Source organism: Micromonospora sp. NPDC050784 (assembly GCF_044456765.1).
GTDB lineage: Bacteria > Actinomycetota > Actinomycetes > Mycobacteriales > Micromonosporaceae > Micromonospora > Micromonospora foliorum.
Genome location: NZ_JBITGG010000029.1, coordinates 1 through 14,532 on the forward strand (window position 1 = coordinate 1; position 14,532 = coordinate 14,532).

The 14,532-nt window shown below is 71.0% G+C and carries 11 protein-coding genes and 2 pseudogenes; 5 read left to right on the plus strand and 8 right to left on the minus strand.

All coding sequences use genetic code 11. The features are described from left to right. From ACIBD9_RS29415 to ACIBD9_RS29425, 3 genes and pseudogenes are all read left to right on the plus strand, one after another. Positions 1-111: pseudogene (locus ACIBD9_RS29415) on the plus strand (phytochelatin synthase); the annotation flags it as partial. 250 nt (positions 112-361) lie between these two features. Next, positions 362-1,276 (plus strand): DUF1996 domain-containing protein, encoded by a 915-nt coding sequence (locus ACIBD9_RS29420; RefSeq protein ID WP_396722526.1) that lies wholly within the window; start codon positions 362-364, stop codon positions 1,274-1,276. 72 nt (positions 1,277-1,348) lie between these two features. Beyond that, the gene (locus tag ACIBD9_RS29425) at positions 1,349-1,942 is read left to right on the plus strand and encodes a DUF305 domain-containing protein (protein ID WP_396722528.1); all 594 of its coding nucleotides are present in this window, start codon (positions 1,349-1,351) and stop codon (positions 1,940-1,942) included. 29 nt (positions 1,943-1,971) lie between these two features. On the opposite strand, the gene ACIBD9_RS29430 is transcribed toward ACIBD9_RS29425, so the two are convergent. From ACIBD9_RS29430 to ACIBD9_RS29440, 3 genes and pseudogenes are all read right to left on the minus strand, one after another. Beyond that, entirely contained in the window at positions 1,972-3,462 is a 1,491-nt protein-coding gene (locus tag ACIBD9_RS29430) for an ATP-binding cassette domain-containing protein (protein WP_396722530.1), read from the minus strand. Beyond that, a pseudogene (locus tag ACIBD9_RS29435) lies at positions 3,425-3,622 on the minus strand (ATP-binding cassette domain-containing protein); the annotation flags it as partial. The gene ACIBD9_RS29430 and the pseudogene ACIBD9_RS29435, both read right to left, overlap by 38 nt. A 223-nt stretch (positions 3,623-3,845) precedes the next feature. Next, a complete protein-coding gene (locus ACIBD9_RS29440; protein ID WP_396722532.1) occupies positions 3,846-4,451 on the minus strand; it encodes a TetR/AcrR family transcriptional regulator in 606 nt (201 codons plus the stop codon). Positions 4,452-4,581: 130 nt separating this feature from the next. Here ACIBD9_RS29440 and ACIBD9_RS29445 point away from each other — a divergent pair, with 130 nt between their 5' ends. Further along, entirely contained in the window at positions 4,582-5,670 is a 1,089-nt protein-coding gene (locus ACIBD9_RS29445) for an aldo/keto reductase (protein ID WP_396722534.1), read from the plus strand. Positions 5,671-5,829: 159 nt separating this feature from the next. Here ACIBD9_RS29445 and ACIBD9_RS29450 read toward each other — a convergent pair whose 3' ends face one another. The 4 genes from ACIBD9_RS29450 to ACIBD9_RS29465 all read right to left on the minus strand — a co-directional run bounded on the left by ACIBD9_RS29450 (position 5,830) and on the right by ACIBD9_RS29465 (position 10,813). After that, positions 5,830-6,822 carry an alpha/beta hydrolase gene (locus ACIBD9_RS29450; protein WP_396722536.1) on the minus strand — a complete coding sequence of 331 codons (993 nt, stop codon included), beginning with the start codon at positions 6,820-6,822 and terminating at the stop codon, positions 5,830-5,832. 75 nt (positions 6,823-6,897) lie between these two features. Then, the gene (locus tag ACIBD9_RS29455; RefSeq protein WP_396722538.1) at positions 6,898-7,794 is read right to left on the minus strand and encodes an acetyltransferase; all 897 of its coding nucleotides are present in this window, start codon (positions 7,792-7,794) and stop codon (positions 6,898-6,900) included. 158 nt (positions 7,795-7,952) lie between these two features. Then, complete coding sequence (locus tag ACIBD9_RS29460; protein WP_396722540.1) at positions 7,953-9,152, minus strand: low temperature requirement protein A; 1,200 nt, start codon at positions 9,150-9,152, stop codon at positions 7,953-7,955. Between the two features lie 116 nt (positions 9,153-9,268). Further along, on the minus strand, positions 9,269-10,813 hold the full coding sequence (locus ACIBD9_RS29465; RefSeq protein ID WP_396722542.1) for a flavin-containing monooxygenase: 1,545 nt from the start codon (positions 10,811-10,813) through the stop codon (positions 9,269-9,271). A 214-nt stretch (positions 10,814-11,027) separates the two neighbouring features. On the opposite strand from ACIBD9_RS29465, the gene ACIBD9_RS29470 reads away from it, so the two are divergent. After that, the gene (locus tag ACIBD9_RS29470; protein WP_396722544.1) at positions 11,028-11,990 is read left to right on the plus strand and encodes an AraC family transcriptional regulator; all 963 of its coding nucleotides are present in this window, start codon (positions 11,028-11,030) and stop codon (positions 11,988-11,990) included. 69 nt (positions 11,991-12,059) lie between these two features. Here the strand turns inward: ACIBD9_RS29470 and ACIBD9_RS29475 are convergent, their stop codons facing one another. After that, positions 12,060-14,042, minus strand: a complete 1,983-nt coding sequence (locus tag ACIBD9_RS29475; protein ID WP_396722545.1) for a polysaccharide lyase family 1 protein — start codon at positions 14,040-14,042, stop codon at positions 12,060-12,062. Between the last annotated feature and the right edge of the window lie 490 nt (positions 14,043-14,532).

A 14,532-nucleotide genomic window follows, 5' to 3' on the forward strand; every position in this document is an offset into this window, starting at 1 on the left:
GGCGACACGGTGAAGATCGCCGACTCCGCCGACCCGAACACCGCCTCCTACTGGATCAGCACCGAGCACCTCGCGGACTGGATCGCCACCCGCGGCTACGCCACCAGCTGACACCCACACACCAGCACACCAGCACACGAAGCGAAGGGCCGGACCCCACCACGGGGCCCGGCCCTTCGTCGTCATTTCCACCAACTGCGGCACGTATTGACAATTGTCGACTTCAGGATGAAGCTGAGGCGGTGAGAGCGCTCTCTCACACCGGCCCAACCGGCCACCACCAAGTCTGGCCAGGCACAACTCCGATGCCTTCGGCGGCGGCGCCGGAGCTGTCCCTGACCCGTCCCCGACAGGAGTCATGATGGACAGGGCCGCACCCCTCTCCGGCATCCCCCGCCGACTGCGCCTCGCCACGGCGATCGGCGCCCTGCTGGTGCTACTCGGCACGTACCTGGTGTCCACCACCAACCGGGCCGACGCCGCCCCCGGCCGAGCCGGCGCTGACTTCGGCGCCAACGCCATCCGGGTCGCCGAGTTCCCGGCCGACTGCACCTACAGCCACCGGCTGCCGGACGACCCGATCGTCTTCCCCGGGCTGCCCGGGGCGTCGCACATGCACAGCTTCTTCGGCAGCACGGTGACGAACGCCAAGACCACCCTCCCGGACCTGGTCAACTCGCCCACCACCTGCAACCCGCGGGTGGACGTCTCGTCGTACTGGGTGCCGACCCTGTACCGGGACAACGTCCCGGTGGAGCCGGCGATCGCCACGTTCTACTACCTGGGTGAGGGCGTACGCGCCGACGTCGTCGCGAACACCCAGCCGTTCCCGCAGGGGTTGCGGCTCGTCGCCGGCAACGCGAAGGCCACCGGGCCGAACGACAGCATCGCCCGCTGGTCCTGCCTGCACGCCGGGCAGGTGCCCCCGTCGAAGGACTTCGTCAACTGCCCGGCGGGCACGATGCTGGAGTCGTACCTGGACTTCCCGCAGTGCTGGAACGGCCGGGACCTCGACTCGCCGGACCACAAGAGCCACCTGGCGTACCCGGTGAACCAGGCCTGCCCGAGCACCCACCCGGTGCACGTGCCGAAGTTGCGCCAGGTGCTGCGGTACCCGGTCACCGGTGACCCGTCGCGGTTCCGGCTGGCCTCCGGGCCGGGCTACACGATGCACGGCGACTTCTTCAACGCCTGGCCGGTGGCGGAGTTGGCCCGCCGGGTCCAGGACTGCATCCGTCCCGTCATCAAGTGCGGTCACGACGGCCGACCGATCTGAGCCGACAGGTTCACCCCACGGAGGCGGGCCCGGGTCATCCGGGCCCGCCGCCCTGGGCGGAAGGGAGGTCGGATGCGCCAGCCGACGGCGTCCACCCTGCTCGCTGCCGTGCTGCTCGTCGCCGGCTGCGGCGCCGGGCCACGGGACGCGGCCAGCACCGCCACACCGCCCGTGACCGCGCCACCGGCGACGAGTGCGCCGGCCCCCACGGGTACGACGTTCAACCCCACCGACATCGCCTGGCTGCAGCTGACGGTGGCGATGACCGAACGCCTGCTGCCCGTACTCGATCTGGTGCCGGCGCGGACCACCGACCCGGCCTGGCGGCGGACGGCCGCCCAGGTGGCGACCACCCGGCGCGCCGAGCTGGACCGCGCCCACCGACTGCTGGCCGAGGCCGCCGCGCCGACGACGAATCCGCACGAGGGGCACGACATGCCGGGCATGGTCACCGCGCAGGAGATGACCGCGCTGCGCGCGGCCAGCGGGCAGCCGTTCCACCGCCTGCTCGCCGGGCACCTGCGGGCGCACCTCGCGCAGTCGGTCCGGGTCGCCACCTCGGAGCAGCAGAGCGGAGTCCAGCCGGCGACCGTCGCGCTGGCGGCTGCCGTGGTCCGATCCGGCAACGCCGACCTCGCCCGACTCGATCATCTCGATTCCGGATAGGAACTCGGCGACGGCGTCCGGGCTTACGCCTACGCCCGGCGACCACAGCGTCCTCCAACTCCCGGGAGCGAGAGCTCCCGACCTGGCCAGCGGGAGCGGAGTCTGCGGTCGTGGCTGGCCACGACGATGGCACCCGGGCCGGAGCCCAGGGCGTCCTCCAACTCGTCGCAGAGCGTCGGCGAGAGGTGGTTGGTGGGCTCGTCGAGCAGGAGCAACTCCGGCGGATCCGCGACGAGCACCGCCAGGGCGAGCCGACGGCGCTGTCCCACCGACAGGTCGGCCACCGGGCGGTCGAGGTCCGCCGGGGCGAGCAGTCCGAGGGACGACAGCGGTACGACCTCGGCCCGTTCCATTCCGACGGCCGCGTCGTAGACCTGCCGGGCCGTCCGCCGCGCATCCGCGAAGACGCTGTCCTGGGCGAGCAGACCGACCCGCAGCTCCGGTCGTCGCCAGAGCGCTCCGGCACCGGCCAGGTGGCCGGCGAGCACGGCGAGCAGAGTCGACTTGCCCGCGCCGTTGGGACCGGTCACCAATAGCCGATCATGGGACTTGATCTCCAGGTGCGCCACCCGAAGTCGGCCGGAAACCTCCAGCCGGTCCGCCGTGACGATGACCCCGTCGCTGTCGCCGACGGCGAGCGCCGGCGCGTGGAAGCGCAGCGGCTCCGAGGGCACCGGAACGGGGTCGCGCTCGATCGTCTCCAGTCGACGGGCGGCGTCGCGGACACGACGGGAGATCTGGTTCTGGACACGGCCGGCGGTGTGTCCGTACCCCATCTTCTCGCTGTCGCGCGGGCCACGACCGTGGGCGACCTGGTGCCCGGTCACGGCGGCGGCCTCGCGCAGGTCGGCGAGGAGCGCCTGCTCGTCGTCGTAGCGCCGGCGCCACCGTTGCGCCTCGGCGCGCTTCGCCGTCAGGTACGCGGTGTAGCCGCCGCCGAAGCGGACCGGCCCGTCGACCGCCGGGTCCAGGTCGATGAGATCGGTGCAGACCGCGTCCAGGAAGGCCCGGTCGTGACTGGCCACCACGACCACCCCGGGGATGGCACGGAGCTGGTCCTCGCAGAACGCCGCCGCCGCGTCGTCGAGGTGGTTGGTGGGCTCGTCGAGCAGCAGCGCGCTCGGCCGGCGGATCAGCACCGACGCGAGGGCGAGCCGGCCACGTTGCCCGCCGGAGAGCGCGCCCAACGTCCGGTGGTGGGGCAGCCCACCGAGACCGAGGCCGTCGAGGACCGTGCGGGCCCGCCGGTCGGCGTCCCAGGCGTCGCGGTCCTGCGCCCGCTCCAGCACCTCGCCGTACGCGGCCAGCAGGCGGTCGTGCCGCTCGGTGCCCTCCGGCGAGTCGGCGAGCGCGACGCCGATCCGGTCCAGCTCGGCGAGGTCGGCGCGAGCCTCGCGCAGCGCGTCGTCGAGGACTGCGGCGATGGTGGTGGATGCCGGCAACGGCAGCTCCTGGTGCAGGAAGCCGACGTCCGGTGGACGGGTGACGGGTGACGGTACCGGAGTCGGGTAGGTCGACACCGGCGAGGACCCGCAGCAGGGTCGTCTTACCGGTGCCGTTCTCGCCGATCAGGCCGATCCGATGGCCGGGCGCGGCGGTCAGGGAGACGCCGTCGAGCACCCGGCGGTCGCCGCGGACCCGCACGAGGTCATGGGCGATGAGAGCAGGTCGAACAGACATGGGGAACCTCGGAGAACGACGATCCGGGGCGCACACCGGCACCCCGGCGGAAGCAGGGCATGACGACGGAGGCCGCGGCGACAGAGGCGCGATCACGCGCCTGTCGGCGGCCGGTCCGGGTGCTCACCCGGAGATGTCGTCGTCACCTGCCACGTCTGCTCCGATCTCCGGCAACTCGGGCGCAAGAATAACTCGGCGGTCGCTGACCCGATCCTGACCCGGGTCAGGCCGTCCGGGCACCTGCCCGCAGCGAGTCGAGGGTGAGGTCGAGGACGGCTTCGAGATGGTCGATCTTCCCGGTGGAGAGCAGCAGCAGCACCCCGCCCTGGATGCCGGCGAGCAGTGCCGCGGCCGCCCGGTCGGCGTCGAGGTCCGGGTCGATGTCGCCGGTCGACTGCATGTGCCGGATGCCCTCGGTGATCGCCGTCTGCCAGCGCCACATGAGCCCGGCCACGATCGCCTGCGCCCCGGGCGCCCGCCGGCCGGTCTGGCCGAGCAGGCCGTTGAGGGGGCACTTCACCCCCTGCGCGAGGTACCGCTCGATCAGCCGGTCGCGCCAGGCGAACCAGGCCGGCCAGGACGTCAGGTTGCTCAGCATCGGCTCCTGGTCGATGAGCACCTGGTCCGCCTCGTGCTGGGCCACCGCGAGCAGCAACCCCTCCTTCCCGTCCGGGAAGTAGTGGAAGAGCTGGCCCTTGCTGGTGCCGGTGTGGGCCATCACGTCCTCGAGGCGTACCTCGTCAACGCCGCGCTCGCGGATCTCGGCGGCGGCGCCGGCGACGATCCGCGCCCGGGTCGCCTCGCCCTTGCGGGTCAACGCCCGTGTCATGAGACCTCCTGGTCTGGACCTGCGGGTCCAACCCTACTCGGTTTTGGACTTGCAGGTCCATTTTTCGCGAGCAAAGGTCTGGAACGCGCGGTCCGCAGCGGGCCGACACCACGATCGGGAGGGCACCACGATGAACCACTACTACCTGCTCGGGCGGTCTGGTCTGCGGGTCAGCCGGCTGGCGTTGGGCACGATGAACTTCGGCGTCGACGGGTTCCACGCCGCGTACGGCAAGACCGAGGAGGAGGCCGAGCCGATCTTCCGGCAGTACCTGGAGGCGGGCGGGAACTTCATCGACACGGCGGACTTCTACACCGCCGGCGAGAGCGAGAAGATCCTCGGCCGCCTGATCGACCGGGCCGGTGTGCGCGAGCGGCTCGTGCTCACCAGCAAGGCCACCAACACCGTCGACCCGTCCGACCCGAACGCCAGCGGCAACGGTCGCAAGCACATCATGCGGGCCGTGGAGGCGTCGCTGCGCCGGCTCGGCACCGACTACATCGACCTGTACCTGCTGCACACCTGGGACCGGATCACCCCGGTCGAGGACGTCGTGCACACCTTCGACGACCTGGTACGCACCGGCAAGATCCGGTACGCCGGGCTCTCCGACGTACCGGCCTGGTACGCGGCGCGGGCCCAGAGCTACGCCGAGGCGCACGGGCTCGCCCCGATGATCAACGTGCAGCTGCCGTACTCCCTGGTCACCCGGGACATCGAGGCGGAGCACGTGACGATGGCCCAGACCCTGGGCATGGGGCTCACCGCGTGGAGCCCGATCGGCGGGGGTCTGCTCAGCGGCAAGTACCGGCGCATCGGCGAGGGCATGAGCGGGACCGGCCGGTTGACCAACCCAGACGCCGCCGGTCGGGAGATCAGCCCTGGCGACTGGCAGGTGATCGAGGCGCTGGAGAGCGTGGCCGCCGAGTTGGGCCGCAGCATGGCGCAGGTGGCGATCAACTGGGTGGCCACCCAGCCCGCCGTCGGTTCGGTGGTCATCGGGGCGAGCAGCGCCGAACAGCTCGCCAGCAACTTCGGTGCGCTCGACTTCGAGATCCCGGCCGACGCCCGCCGCCGGCTCGACGAGGCGAGCGCACCGAAGGTCCCGCTGCTCTACTCCATGTTCACCCCGCAGTACCAGTCCTGGGTGGTGAGCCCTGGCCTCGGCATCGGCGACAAGCCCGCCGGCTACGCCCCGCCGGTGTTCAACGGCAATTAGGACCTCGCCAGGCACCATCGCGCCGCCCGCGCCCCTACCCGGCCCCCTACCCGGCGATCTTGCACTTGCTGTCCCGATATAAGGGGCATCCCACTCATGTCGACAACCACAAGTGCAAGATCGGCGAGGCGGGGGCCGGCGGAGCGGGGTGCGGGGGCCCTACCGACGGATCGGCGCGTCGCCCGTCGTCGCGGGGGCCGAGGGCGGTGCCGGCTCGCCCTCGTAGAGCGCTACGTACCGCCGGCGCCACTCGTCGCCGTCGGCGCCGAGGGCAGCGAGGTTGAGGGTGTTGTGTTCGATGCCCAACGTCTCCGGAAGGGTGCACACCCGCAGCGGAACCGCGTTCGCGGCGGCGATTCGACGCGGCACGTCGACCGCTGCCCTGAGGTCCACCACGCCGTCGAGCGGGCTGATCGCGACCGCCGCGGTCCGCAGACCGGCCCGCCGCGGCGGGTTCGGCAGCGTACGGGCGATCGTCAGGTACTGGGTGACGGCGGCGAGCGAGTATCCGCGCGACGTGACGCGGTCCCGCAGGACCCGGCGCCCGTACAGCACGATGAGCGGTTTCACCGCGTAGGCCGGCGCCTGTCGCGGGTTCGGACCGAAGAACGGCGACAGCAACAGCAGGTGCCGTACGACGTTCCCCGGCACCTGGGCCAGCCAGGCGGCCAGCACGGCGCCGCCGGAGATCCCCACGACGCCGACCTCGTCTCCGAGGGCCGCCGCGACTGCCCACCCCTGCGCGGCGTACGTGGTCAGCTCACCGGCCTCGACCCGGTGGTGGGCCCGCCGGTCCACGGTCCCGTGCTGGGGCGCCCGGGGAACCCAGACGTTGTACCCACGGTTGAAGAACTCCTCGGCCAGCCCTTCGTACTGCTCGGGCGCGAGGGTGTATCCGTGCAACAGCAGCACGGCCCTGCCGGTACGGGAGCCGTGGCTCAGCAGGCGGCTGCGTGACTCCGGTCGGACCTCCGGATCGGCCGTCTCGGCGGCGATGATGGCCGCGGCGGCACGGGTGGCCGTGTCGAAGTCGAGAGGTCGGGCCGGCGCTACCCGTAGCCCACGGCGGTCCACCGGCCAGAGGTAGAGCCCGGCGACCGCCGCCACGACGAGCGCCAACCCGCCGACGAGAAGCGCGATGATCTCCGGCATGGTCAGATGCTGACAGGGGCCGGGCTCCGCGCTGGCTGAGGGGGTGCGCCCGGGTGACCGGGCGCACCCGGTCAGCTATTCCTTGCTGGTCGGCGGCGCGAAGACGACCCTGGAGCGCAACTGTCGAAAGCCGGTCCGCTCCAACTCCGCCAGCACCGCCACCCGGTGGGACTCCACGTCGGCGATGACCTCGCGGGCACCGCCGGCGGCCAGCACCCGGACCGCCTCGGCCAGCAGTTCGGGCCGGGCCGCCTCGTCGAGGAGGCCGAGGTAGGCGAGCAGGGGGTAGCAGGCGTCCCCGGCCGTGCCGACCAGCCCGACCGGGTTGCCGGCCGCCACGGCGATGCGCCATTCCTCGGTGTTCTCGCCCAACCAGGCCAGCGGGTCGGTGGCGAGGTCGACGCCGCCGACCACCCGCGCGATCTCGACGCCGGTCAGCACGTCCGGCTCGGCGATCGTGGCGACCAGGGCGTTGATCTCCGCCACGTCGACGGGCGGACGGAAGTCGTACCGCCCGGAGGACGCCGGCAGGGGTGTGCCGGCCCAGGAACAGCGGAGCCGCTCCCCTTGCTCGACCAGCCCGGCGAGCCGGGCGGCCTCCATGGGCGCCCGCACCGCGGCCAGGACCTCGGGTCGACGCCGCCAGTGCGCCGGCAGCGCGGCGTAGTACAGGCCGGGACCGCCCAGCGCCTCGTGGGCGGCACGCAACAGCTCGGCGCCCACCTCCGGCTCGGCGTCCAGGTCGAACCGGTCCAGCCAGGGGGCACCGACGGCGCCCGGTGGAAGGAGCCAGGCGGCCCGGCCCACCAACCGGCCGGCACGCAGCGCGACCCAGGTGGTCTCGGGGCGGTAGCCGCCGCCGGCGATCCCGTCGGCGTACGCGACCTGGCGCAGTTGGGGTAGCGGATCGGGCATGGAGTCGAACAGGTTCTCCTCGCCCGCGACGAGCGGACGAATGACCAGATCAGTCATGGGTTGGTCCTCCGGGAAGCGCGCGCCCCGGGTCAGATCCGCGCGGACGCCGGAGCGCGGAGGGGGCGCAGAACATCGGACATTGTTCTGACCTCCTTCCAGCTCGACGGCGTGCCCGACGACCATACGCGCGGCGGTCGCCGGCCCGCAATGGAGTTTCACAGCGTCGGGTTGGTCTCCGATCCACGCCTGTGGGCTCGCTGGTCGAACACGGTGATGCCGGCCAGTATCACCGCCGCGAGGGCCGCCACGGCGACCGGCGGGAGCAGCACCATCACCGGGGCCGCCACGGCCAGCGCCACCGCGCCGAGGTACAGCACCCGGCACCGCGGCGTGGATTTGTTCGCCCGCTCCAGGGTGCTCCGCCCGATCAGGAACAGCACCGGGCCGCCGAAGATGATGGCCACCAGAGCCCAGTCGATCGGCGGGTGCGGGTCCTCGATGACCTGGCCGAAGCCGACGGCGGTGCAGATGATGCCACCGACGATCAACAGCTGGCTGTAACTCGCCCACCGCGACAGCTCGATTCCCTCCCCACTCGGGGTCGGGGCATGGCCGGACCCGACGTGGTAGAAGTAGATCCGCCAGAACGAGACGACCGCCACGAACGAGGCGACGAGGGTGATCGTCCCCGCGGTCGAGAAGCCGGGGAAGCTGACCGCGGCGCCCGCTTCGAGCACCACCTCGGCGAGAGCGATCATGAAGAACTGGTTGTACCGCTCGGCGAGGTGCTCCTGCGAGACGGTGACCCCCAGGCTGGTGAGCTGTCTCCCGCCGATGCGGGGAAGGGGGTAGGCGGTGGCGGCGCCGATCATCTCGATGGCGAGAGCGATGGTCCAGTAGACGCCCCGACCGAGACCGCCACTGATGCCGCCACTGATCCAGAGCACGCTGGACGCCAGGTGCCAGGTCAGCACCCGGAGCGCGAACGCGCGACCCGCGTGACCCCGCAGGGCGAACGACAGAAAGAGCGGTCGGCCGACCTGGATGACGACGTAGGTGCAGGCGAAGACGACGCCGCGTTGGCCGAAGGCCTGCGGCAACGTGACGGCCAGCACCAGCGTGCCGAACATCGTCGCCAGCAGGACTGCCTGCAGGTCGGGGCGCCGGGGGTCGTAGGTGCTCGCCAGCAGGGCGTTGAGCGACCAGATCATCCACATCGCCGTGAAGAACAGGACGGTCTGGCCCGCCTCGGACAGCAGCGTGTGCCGGACGATGGTCAGGTCGTCCGCGACCCGCCCGGCGAGGCGGGCCAGCGCGAAGACGTAGACGATGTCGAACAGCAGCTCCAGGACGGTCGCCGAGCGCGGGCTCTTGCTGTCTCCGAGCCCACGCAAGAACTCGGTGCGCGTCAGCACGGACGGCGAGTCAGCTCAGCCGGCCAGGGCCGCCGGCACGGGCACACCACTGTGGTGACCCTGTTCCGCTGCCATCGTCCCCGAGCCTCCCTCGCCGACCGGTCCCGCCTGATCCCCTATCTGCGCACTTTATCCATCTTTATCGGGCCCTCGCCGCTGATGGCGGATACCGGGTCGGCGGTACGCCGGATCATCTGTGCCGTCACCCTGCGGTACGAGCCGGGGTCGACGGGGAACAGCCACTGCCGGGCCCGGGTCAGCGGGCCGACGTTGAGCCCCAGCTCGTCGAGCACCTCGTCGACGTTGTGCATCGAGAACGGGATGATGTTCGTGCCGCGAGCGTGGCGTCCGTTGGTGCGCTTCGTCATCCAGAACAGCCGGGCACGCACCTCGTCGCGCATCCGGACCTCGGTCGGCAGGGTGATCCCGCCCCGCAGGTACGCGGCCGTCCAGACCGCAGCCATCTCCGCGCTGAGCGGACTGAAGAACGACGAGTTGTAGCCGGCGAACGTCAGCCGTGGCACACCGATCGGCAGGATCTGCCGGTAGAGCATGAAGTTGCCGGCATCGTCCTGGAGCCGGGCGTGCAACGCGTCGTCGAAGAACGGCACGTGCTGGCGGAAGCCGGTGCCACAGATCACCAGGTCGGCGGGGAGCACCGTGCCGTCGGCCAGGCGGGCGGCGGGCCGGCCACGGTCGTCGACAAGCAACTCGGTGATCACCTGGTCCCGATGCACGGTGATGCGGCCGTCGGCGACCCGCTCGAAGAAGCCCTCGGTGGCGAGGCTGACCGTGCTGCGGGCGATGTCCTCGAAGCTGCCGTTGGGCACGAGACCCAGCTCGCGCAGGTTGAACTGCCGGGTCGCGACCGAGCCGACGCTGTCCACCATGCGCTGGCGCAGGCCGTTTCCCGGGCCGTGCAGGAACCGCTCGAAGCCCTTCAGGTGCAGGTAGCGGAAGAGCGCCTCACCCATCCGGGTGAGCAGCAGGTACTTGTAGTTGAGCGCGCCGCCGAGCTTGCGGGGCATCTTCCAGAGCAGCTGGCGAGCCACCACGTGGGTCTGGGCGCCGACCTCGCTCACCGGGACCGCCACGTCGCAGGACGACTTGCCGTACCCGACCACGAGGACGTTCTTACCTCGGGCCGCCTCGATGTCGTGGAACTCCCCCGTCGCCAGTACGCGCCCTCCGGCGGCGGCGAAGCCCGCGTGCCCGTCGAAGGACGGGACGAGCGGGTCGGAGAAGATGCCGTTGGCGACGATCAGGTGGTCGTACCGTTCCACCGTCAGCGGGTCCTGGCCGCCCGCCGGCCGCGACGTGACCAGCCACCCGGTCTCGTCGTTGACGAGCTCGGCGGAGGCGACCTCCGTGGACAGGCGCAGTGCGCTGGCCAGCCCGAACTTCTCCACGTAGCTCTCCAGGTACCGCTGGACCTGCTCACCCGACGGCCACTGCGGGTAGTCGGCGGGCATCTCCAGGTCGGAGAGGTGGTAGGTGCCCTTGTCGTTCTGGGTGTGCAGGCCGGGGTAGCGCCGGGTACGGCTCCACACCCCACCGACGTCGGGCGCCCGCTCGAACACGGTGACGTCGAACCCGCTCTGCCGCAGCACCTTCGCTGCGCTCACACCGGCGAATCCGGCGCCGACGACGGCGATCCTCATGATTCCCTCCGAAGGACGTGCGAACCGTGCCGGCGCTGACCGCCCGCGTTGGTCGCACGCTAGCCAGCCGACCGCGACGGTCGCTATCCGCACGACGCGGGCGCTATCCGCGGTACGCAGCCGGCCCTTTTCCTGTCGGGTCGACGGCTTTCGGGGCTGGTCCGGCCCGCGCACGCCTTACGGTCAGCGCGACGGGACGCCCGGGAGGTGTCGGATGGACGCGGTGACGGTCCGCACGGACGACGTCGACCGGGCTCGCGCCGAGGTGGGGCGGATCTTCTGTCCACACCGGCTCACCCCACAGCCGGGCGTGCACAGCGTGCAACTGCGGATGGCGGCTCGCCGGGCGGGCGGGGTGGGTGTCATCGACCTCGACTACGGGCAGGCGGTCCGCATCCAACCGCCCGCGCTGGAGACCTTCTACCTCGTCCAGATCCCCAGCGCCGGCAGTACGACGGTCCGGCACGCCGGTCAGACGGTGACCTCGACTCCCGACGTCGCCTCGGTCCTGTCCCCGTACGACCCCTCGGACATGCGGTGGTCCGAGGGCTCGCCCCACCGGATCTTCTACGCCGACCGGCGCGCCGTCGACCGGGAGCTCGCCCGCCTGCTGGGCCACCCGGTGGACGACCCGGTCCGCCTCGACATCGGCATGCTCATGACCACGCCGACCGCGCAGGCGTGGACGCGCGGGGTGGCGTTCCTCGCCGACGAGCTGTCCCAGCCGGCGGACGCGTCCCTGTTCGACCACCCGCAGGTCGCCGCCCGTTTCGAGCAGGGGCTCATCGGCAAGCTGTTGCTGGCCCATCAGCACAGCCATTCCCACCTGCTGGCCGAGCCAGGCCAGCACTCCCACCCCGGGCGTCTCGTCCGCCGGGCCTGCGCCCTCATCTCCGAACACCACGGAGAGGCACTGACCGTCGGTGACGTCGCCGAGGCGCTACGGGTGAGCGTACGAACGCTGCAGGACTGTTTCCGTCGTGAGTTGCAGACCACCCCGACCGCGTACCTGCGGGCCTGCCGGCTCGACGCGGCGCACCGCACGCTCCGCTCGGCCGGGCCGGGGACGTCCGTGACGACTGTTGCCCTGCAACACGGCTTCCTGCACCTCGGCCGGTTCGCGACCGAGTACCGGACGCGATTCGGGGAGTCGCCGTCGGCGACGCTGCGGCGCTGACCGGGCCGTTCCGCGTCGTACCGTCCCGGCCGCGTGCGGGGTGCCGGCGACGGTACGACGCGGCGGGCGTCAGGTCAGCCGACCGACCCCGGCGCCCGCGGTGACCAGCGCCGGAACGTTTGCCGCCGGGTCCAACTGGTACGGGTAGTAGGTACGCGGCTCGACGACAGTGCCGGCGGTCTCGGGCTGGCCCGAGTTAACGAAGACGTTGCCGCGCTGCACGGCACGGCCAGGGCCGCTGTCGGCGTACCCGCTCGCGGAGTGCAGCGGGTACGGGACGTCCCGGAAGTAGTTGCCCTCGACCAGGACGCCGGCGTTCTCCGTCGACGCGACGCCGTAGAGGGCGTTGCCGAGGAAGTAGTTGTTGTAGACGTGCACCGGCTCGCCGAACCGGACCCGGGGGTGGCGTTGGCGGCTGTGGTCGAAGAAGTTGTGGTGGATGCTCACCTTCAGATGCCCGATGTCGGTGGACGCCGCGCCGTCGGAGTGCCCGATGAGCATGCTCTTGTCGGCGTGGTCGAAGTGGTTCCAGGAAACCGTCACGTAGTCGGCGCCCCGCACGATGTCGACCGAGCCGTCGATCGCGCCGGCGAAGCGGTTGTGGTCGATCCAGATGTGGTGGGAGTTCTGGCCGACGTTGATCGCGTCGTCCTCGGCCTCGGTGAAGTTGATGTTGCGGACGATCACGTTGTACGACCGGTAGAAGTCCAACCCGCCCCCGGTGATCTCGGCGTTCCCGACGCCGATGATCGTCTTGTGCGGCCGCACCCCCTGCTTGCTGCTGATCCGGATCACACCGCTGACCTGGATGACCATCGGCCCGATGGTGTCGATGTAGTCGAGGAAGTCCGCCGCGTTGGTCGCGGTGACCACCGGGCCTCCGGCCCCGCCGGTCGTACCGTTCTGACCGAGGGCGACGACGCTGGCGAACCCGTCCGGTTGGCCGGCCGGCACCGCGCTCGGCGCGGCAGCGGCGAGCATCGATGACAGCTTGCCCACCCCGGCGCCGGCCGGAACCGTGGTCGGTACGTCGGCGGCGGAGGTGAGCTGGTAGGGGTAGTAAGCGCGTGGATCGGGAACGGTGCCGCGGGTCTCGATCGGATGGTTGCAGGCGACGAGGATGTTTCCCCGGGCCACGATCCGGCCGAGATCGCCGCTGAAGTCCACCCGGCCGGGGTTGTTCACGGAGTAGAAGTAGTTGTTCTCCATGAGCACTGCGGCGTCGTAGGTGGACGCGACCCCGTAGCTGTTGTCGTAGTAGTAGTTGTTGTAGACGTGCGCCAAGGCGGAGAACCGTACCCGGGGGTTGCGCTGGTCGGAACGGTCGAAGAAATTGTGGTGGTAGGTGACCCGAAGCCGGCCGATGTCCTGTGGTCCGGCGTCCTCGTCATGGCCCAGCAACAACGTCTTGTCGTGATCGTGGAAGTGGTTCCAGGAGACGGTCACGAAATCGGACCCTCGTTTGATGTCGACCGCGCCGTCATCGCCGTTCGAGAACTCGTTGTGGTCGATCCAGATGTGGTGGGAGAACATCTGCACGTTGATCAGGTCGTCGCTCGCGCCGGTCAGGTGCAGGTTGCGGATGATGATGTTGTGTACGGCGTTCGCCGGCGGCTCGGTGACGTCGTCGTCGACCGGCACGCCGATGTTCAACCCGCCGCCGGAGAGCGTGGCGGTGGCGCCGAGCCCGATGATGGTCTTGTCCGAGGCGACGTTGTGCATTCCGTCGTTGCTGCCCGCGGGCAGGTTGATGGTTCCGGCGACCTGGACGACGTAGGGCCCCGGCCGGGCGATGTAGTCGAGGAACTGGGCGGTGGTGGTGGCGGTGACGGTGGGTCCGCCGGCTCCGCCGGTGGTGCCGGCCTGACCGAGCGCGGCGACACTGGCGAAGCCGTCGGCGGGGCCGGCGACGGCTTCGGCGGCCGGGGTCGACGACGCGGCGGCGGGGGCGGCCTGGGCCAGCCCGGGCGCGGTGAGCAGGGCGGCGACGAGGCCGACGACGGCGGGTGACCACCAGCGCGGCGGGATGCGGCGAGCGGGCGTGGAGAGCATGTGGCTGCTGCCTTTCGCGGGACGGAACACGGACCGGGCGTGGTCCGCTGGGCCGCGGCGGAGCCCGAACCGGTCGGCGACGCGCCTGGACGTCGGCGTCGCCGGGCACGGGCCAGCGCCGGATCGGCCGGCGATCCGTGGCGGTGGGGTGCGAGGGTGGAAAGCGCTTTCCGGCACCCATGCTAGGCGTGGCGATTAATTCATGTCAATCAACGGATCATCGTTTTCTGCAAACGGTTGTTGCATTGATCATGGCCAACGTTACTGATCTCGACACCGCCGCGGCTCGGCGTGGTGGCCCCCTCCCCCACCAACGCGGATAAATGCCGCAGCTTCACGGCAGGGCATTGACGTTGCTCTCGGTCCTGTGCTTACTTCGCTGCAAACCTTTGCAGGTGCGGGAGGTGGGTGCCGGTGTCAGTCAGGCCCGTTGGCCGAGGTCTCCTGAGCCCCGCCGACCGTCCGCCCACCGGGTGGCCCCGCGCCGCGC